This is a genomic window from Actinoplanes sp. NPDC026619, from assembly GCF_040638295.1.
Lineage (GTDB): Bacteria > Actinomycetota > Actinomycetes > Mycobacteriales > Micromonosporaceae > Actinoplanes.
The window spans coordinates 144,500-150,633 of sequence record NZ_JBEZYA010000010.1 but is presented as its reverse complement, the minus strand read 5'-3'; the positions used below and the strand labels follow the sequence as shown (position 1 = coordinate 150,633).

At 67.6% G+C, this 6,134-nt stretch carries 4 protein-coding genes; 1 reads left to right on the top strand and 3 read right to left on the bottom strand.

Annotated features, from left to right (window positions below; genetic code table 11):
- Positions 1 to 801: 801 nt before the first annotated feature.
- Positions 802 to 1,362, top strand: coding sequence for a hypothetical protein (locus AB0E90_RS22725; RefSeq protein WP_360408841.1), 561 nt, complete (start codon positions 802 to 804; stop codon positions 1,360 to 1,362).
- A 221-nt stretch (positions 1,363 to 1,583) separates the two neighbouring features.
- Here AB0E90_RS22725 and AB0E90_RS22720 read toward each other — a convergent pair whose 3' ends face one another.
- The 3 genes from AB0E90_RS22720 to AB0E90_RS22710 all read right to left on the bottom strand — a co-directional run bounded on the left by AB0E90_RS22720 (position 1,584) and on the right by AB0E90_RS22710 (position 6,085).
- Positions 1,584 to 3,776 (bottom strand): RICIN domain-containing protein, encoded by a 2,193-nt coding sequence (locus tag AB0E90_RS22720; RefSeq protein ID WP_360408838.1) that lies wholly within the window; start codon positions 3,774 to 3,776, stop codon positions 1,584 to 1,586.
- An 11-nt stretch (positions 3,777 to 3,787) separates the two neighbouring features.
- Positions 3,788 to 4,963, bottom strand: a complete 1,176-nt coding sequence (locus AB0E90_RS22715; protein WP_360408835.1) for an alginate lyase family protein — start codon at positions 4,961 to 4,963, stop codon at positions 3,788 to 3,790.
- Between the two features lie 177 nt (positions 4,964 to 5,140).
- Positions 5,141 to 6,085, bottom strand: a complete 945-nt coding sequence (locus tag AB0E90_RS22710) for a zinc-binding alcohol dehydrogenase family protein (RefSeq protein ID WP_360408832.1) — start codon at positions 6,083 to 6,085, stop codon at positions 5,141 to 5,143.
- Between the last annotated feature and the right edge of the window lie 49 nt (positions 6,086 to 6,134).

The window sequence follows — 6,134 nt, the reverse complement described above, 5'->3', positions numbered from 1 at the left end:
TTTCCGGTCCTTCGGCACGCCCCCTTCCTCGCGTGTCCGCGCCGCTTTCCGGTCCTTCGGCACGCCCCCTTCCTCGCGTGTCCGCGCCGCTTTCCGGTCCTTCGGCACGCCCCCTTCCTCGCGTGTCCGCGCCGCTTTCCGGCCCTTCGCGCACCTCTTCCTCGCGTGTCCGCGCCGCTTTCCGGCCCTTCGCGCACCTCTTCCTCGCGTGTCCGCGCCGCTTTCCGGCCCTTCGGCACGCCCCCTTCCTCGCGTGTCCGCGCCGCTTTCCGGCCCTTCGGCACGCCCCCTTCCTCGCGTGTCCGCGCCGCTTTCCGGCCCTTCGGCACGCCCCCTTTCGGCGCTGATCTTGTGGATTTGGCGCGGACATTTCGCGGCAAAGGGAGTTTTCGGCAGCGCTGGAAATCCTCCTAAACTAGCTTGACGGCACTCCGCTTGCCAATTGAGAGACCAGCCGTTCGCGGCGGTAACGAGAGTCATTCTCTGACTGGATCTGGCGGTCTTTGATTGGTCACACAAATTCTATTTGCTATCCCCGTCCGTCTTTTCGGGATTGGCATGATCAATCATTGGCGGCCGCTCTCTGCGGTGCGGAAGAATGTATTCATGAAACAGCGGCAGCTCCAGTTATTCACCAGCTCCGAGCTCGCCGCTATGCGTGACCGAACGAAGGCTCGTAATTATTCTCCGGCGGGGGATGAGTTTCGTCGTGAGCATGCGCGTCATCGGCGGTGGGGGCTTGCAAGGCGTCATGCCCGGAAGCTGTGCCGGTCGCATGGTTGTTCGGCCGAGTGCGGGGCGGTGGGTCTGCATGACGACTTCGAGGAGGTTCCGCCGCTTATCTGGGACGGCGAGACCACCTCCGCTCGGCCCCCGCAATGTGTGCCGGCCGGCGAGGTCCGGGTCCTGCGGGATGCGCAGCCGAGCCGTGAGCAACAACCCGGCGACGCTGGCCTCATCGACCAGGCACCAATCCCGCGCCAGACCGACCGGGCAGCCAATGCCAACCCCGCACACCAGGCAGAGGTCGCCGATCGGGCGTTGGCAACGGATCAAGCTCAGGCGGAAGCGCCCGACCGAGCGATAGCAACGATCCTGGCGCAGGTGGCTGACCAGGCGGAAGCGGTCGGCCAGGCTTCGGCGACGATCCAGGCGCAGGTGGCTGACCAGGCGCGAGTGGCCGGCCAGGCCTCGAGGACGATCCAGGCGCAGGTGGCTGACCAGGCGTTGCGCTGGACGCGCGCCATCGCTACCCCGCAACTGCGAACATCACCCCGCCAAACCGGCCGGACTCTCGGTGCTGTCAACCAGAACCGCACTCGGCGAAACGCGCGTCCACCGCCCGCCCCGCGAAGACACTGATGACTTTCCGCCGGCCGCGCGAAACTGCGGAAACCGTTTCCTGGCAACGAGCGGAGATGCGCGCTCGGGCGGGCGGACCGCCCAGTGGGGGAGAGCGCGCACTGTGCGGCGCTTCAACGAGAGGGTCCACGCACCCGGTTGCTACATATGGCGCCGGAGAGGCGGAAAGCGCCCGGCCCGGTCGCCTCGCAACGACCGGGCCGGGCTGGTGGGAGGGTGGTTTATGGGCCGCTGACGATGCTGGTTACCTGGTGGCCGCTGTTGGCCGCGGCGCCGGTGTTGTTGATGACGTGGCTGATGGTGCCGACGCCGCCGAGGGAGACCGTCACCATGTCGTGGAATTTGACGCCGCTGTTGACCGGCACCTCGAAGGCGCGGGCGTTGACGATCGCCGGGTTGACGTTGAAGTAGGCGTAACTGCCCAAGCCCCACGCCTCGTGGGAGGTCACCGAATCGGCCACCTTGTAGGCCGCCCAGCCCTGGGTGGAGCCGTTCATGTAGGCGGCCTGGTTCGGCGGGTCGTAGGGCATTTCGTTCTGGTAGAAGTAGGTCCGCCCGCCGTTGCCGTTCCAGATCGTCTGGTACTGCTGGTAGTGCTCGACGAACAGGCCGTAGAAGGTCACGTTCTGACCGTTGACGATGAGGCCCGTGCGCGCCGGGTTATAGGTCCAGCCGACCGTGTTGGTGCCGGTTCCGTGGTCGGCCCGCCAGATCCAGGCGTGGTCGCCGATCACGTTGTTGCTGTTCACCTCGACGCTGACGGTGGCCTTGCCGGCGACCGCGCCGCCGATCCGCACGAACACGTCGGACAGCACGGTCGGGTTGGCGGCGTGTGAGGCCGTCGAGCCGGTCGGGCCGACCTGCAGCAGGATGTTCGAGTTCGTGGTGCCGGCGTCCAGCAGCAGGCCGGCCAGCCGCACCCCGTCGACGTCGGCGACGTGGATCGCGTCGACGCCGCCGTCGGGCTGGAAGGTGGCGAGGCCGAGTCCGAGAATGACGGTGTCGGCCCGGGTCACGTTCAGTGTCTGGTTGAGGTGGTAGACGCCCGGCGTGACGAGCAGGTTCTTACCGGCGGCGAGGGCCGCGTTGATCGTGGACGCGGTGTCGCCGGACTTGACGATGTAGAACGTGCTGATCGGCAGCGAGGAGCCGGCCGGCGTGCCGGCGGCCCAGGTGGTGCCGCTCGCGTTGGTCCGCACCGACGGGACGAAGACCTGGTAGGCGCCGGCGCCGTCGACGTACAGGTAGGGCTTCTCGGCGATGACCGGGGAGGAGCCGACCGTGGTGTACGGCGGGGACGGGAAGCTCTGCGCGGGAGCGCCGGGGCTGCCGACGAAGACCTGGTTCCAGTTCGAGCCGTTCCAGCTGCCCATCTGCGTGTTGCGGGTGAGGAACTGCTGCTGCGAGCCGGACTGGATCTGCCCGTCGATCTTCGAGTCGGCGATGAAGCCGCCGGAGGACCAGCCGCCGTCGGAGAGCGCCAGGTTGCCGCGGACGTGCATGCGGCGGTACGGAGCAGCCTGCGACACCGACCACCGGTCCAGTCCGTCACCGGGGGTCACGGAGAGGCCCTCGGCGGAGCGCCAGAAGTTCTGCGTGGCGTTCTGCGAGCCGTCCGGCCACCAGTCCGCCTCGACGTGCACGTGACCGTTGATGTTCACCTGGTCGGGGGTGAGGCCGAGGCCGGCGACCTGGGTGAAGAAGCCGACGTTCGCGTCGACGTTGTAGCTGCCCGGCTTGAACAGCAGGGCATACCGGGCGGTGCCGAACTGGTTGCTGACCTGCGCGTTGAAGACGCTGGTCAGCTTGCTCTGGATGGTCGACGCCGGCATCGACGGGTCGAAGACGGTGACGTTCGGCCCCAGGTCGGGGTTCGTCGGGTTCGGCGGCACGGTGGTCGGCGTCGTCGGTGGCGTGGTCGGAGTCGTCGTTCCTCCCGAGAAGGTCCACTTCTGGTTGGCGCTGCCGGAGCAGTCCCAGAGCTGCAGCTTGGCACCGTCGGCGAGGTTGTTGTCCTTGATGTCCAGGCACTTGCCGGACGCAGTGTTGACCAAGTCTTTTCCGGAAGTGAGGCTCCACTTCTGGGAGGCCACGGTGTCGTAGCAGTCCCACAGGTGAATGACCGCGCCGTTGGCCGTCGAATTGCCGGCGACGTCGAGGCATTTGCCGCGCCCCTGCACCGATCCGTTGTCGGCGAACGTCCAGGTCTGGTTCTGGTTGCTGCTCGTGCACGACCACATCTGCGGCTGATTGCCGTTGGCCGTCGAGCCGTCCGTGACGTCCAGGCATTTGCTGTTCGCGGACGAGACGAGCGTGCCGGACGAGGCGGCGAAAGCGGTGGTGATGCCGACGACGCCGATGGCGCCGGCGGCTACCGCGATGACCGCGCCGGCCAGAAGTTTGCGTGATCTCATGATGAGTCTCCTCAGGCCGGATTGTTGGCGTGGGTCAGCGTCTCCCAGGCGACGAACAGATTGTTCGTTCCCTGCGGGCGGCGCGATTCGGTGAACGTCTGCGAGTTGGCCATCGCGATGCCGAGGCGGTTGTGCAACGCGTTGAACGCAACCTCTGAAACAGGCCCGAGACCCTTCTGCACGGTTCCGCCGCAGATGTTGGACGGCACGGCGGTGCCGTTCTCGAACTTCGTGTGGAAGCCGAGCGCCTGCCGCATCCGCTCCTGCAACGACGGCCAGAGATCTTCACCCTGGATGCGGGTGGTCTCCGCGACGTGGCTGATCGCCGAGAGGCCGTAACCGGTGTGCACGAAGTCGCGGCAGGTCTCCTGGGCGAGCCCGTCCACGAACGTGCTTTGTCCCTGCCAGTAGCTGATCAGCTCGGACTTGGTGTCGACGCTGCCCACCGGCGGGTACTTCGGCTGCGCGCCGTCCGCGGAGATGTAGATGTAGGCGGCCGCGCGCGCCTTGAACCGGGTAATGGCCCGGTCGTAGCTGGCCTTGTCGTCGAGGAACACCGAGATCCCGACGGCCGCCTCCATCATCGACAGCTCCCAGTTGCCGTTGCTGGAGCTGCCGGCGATGACGGTCGGCAGGTAGACGGTGCGCAGCATGGTGGCGAAGCGGGCCGCGTTCGGCCAGCTCGTGTACGTGTACTTGATGATCTCCGCCGCGCGCGGCCAGACCGATCCGGCCCAGCCGGTCTGCAGCGGGGCGTTGCTGTTGGTGTGCGCCTTGATCGTGTTCGACCAGGCGTCCATCAGCGCGATCGACTTCTGTGCGTAGGCCGCGTTGCCGGTGATGTACCAGGCCAGCGCGTCGGTGTAGGCGGCGATCGCGTCCTCGCGCTCGTCGGTGCAGCCGTTGTTCGGGTTGGAGTAGGAGCCGCATTCGACGGTCGCTCGCGGCTTGGGGGTGCGCGAGAGCGACGCGTACGAGCTGGCGATCATCTGGTTGTAGGCAGCCGACCAGGGCGCCGCCTTCGCGGTCACCTTGCTCTTGATGAAGTCGAGCTGGGCGCGGCTGACCAGCACGCCCGGGTGGCTGAACGTGATCGGGGCGGCATCGGCGGTCACGAGGCGAACGCCGAAGGCGCCGCCCACCGCGACCAAGGCCGTGAAAGCCGCTAAAAGGGCGCGTTTGCGCATGGGGATGCTCCGGGTGGGGATGGGGAAACCGGAAAGTGGGTTTACAGTTCCCGAGATCCGAGTGCCCGGTCAAGCCCAAATTGACCGACTTAAAAGTCTCTTAAGAGTTCCGGAACTAGAGAGCGCTCTCGCGGCCGAAACCGGTTCCGGCGACGATCAAAATCCCCACAAAGTACGTCACTGGGGCGCCAGCACGATGCGCTCGCCCGGCACGTCCGGCTCTGCCCAGGCCTGCTCGACGTCGGCCAGTGGCCGCACCCGTGGCGTGACCGCGATCGTGCCCGCGTCGATCTCCTCGACCAGGGCGGGCAGCTCGGCAAGATAGGCCCGCGCCGATACCGCGCCCTGCCCGTTGCCCTGAAGCCGGAAGTTGGCCGACCGCAGCGCCACGGAAGGCAGCTCGATCGTCGGCCCGGCCATCGACCCGATCTGAATCCAGTCGAGCTGCCGGCTGCGGTCCGCTCGCGCCGTCAGCAGCGCCATGATCGCCTCGGCGGCCGGCTTGCCCCAGAGGTAGTCGATCACGATGTCGACCTCGGCGGCTGCGGCGGCGAGCGCGTCCGGCCCGTCGCCGAGCGCGACGACCTCGTCGGCCGCCACGGTGGCCAGGCGCTCGGCGTTGCGACCGGCCCCGACCACGCGACCGGCCCCGAGTCGCTTGGCGACCTGCACGGCCATCGCCCCCGCGTTGCCGGTGGCGCCGAGAACCAGCACGCTCTGCCCCGGCTGGATCGGCACCCGCCGCCGCAGCGCGACCCACGACGACATCGCCGGGTTCATCGCCGCGGCCACCCCGGCCACGTCGACGTGGGCGGGCAGCTCCACCATCCGGCGCCGGTCGACCACGACTTTCTCCGCCATGGTCCCGATGATGTCGTCGTCGGCCACGAAATAGACGGCCGCGCCGTCCGCCCGCCGGCCGACCCCGTCGACGCCCGGGATCATCGGCAGCGTCCCGCTGCTCGTGTAGTGCCGGCCGGCCGCTCCGGTGCGGACTCGCGGGTGCAGGCCCACCGCGAGCACGTCGATCAGCTCCTGGCCGTCTTTCACCTCGGGCGTCTCGAACGGCAGGTAGTGCGGCGGCTCGTCGAACGAGGTGACGACGGCGGCGTTCATCTTCATGGCTTCTCCAATAGTTGGTGGCACAAACTAATGTAGTTGGTGTCACGTA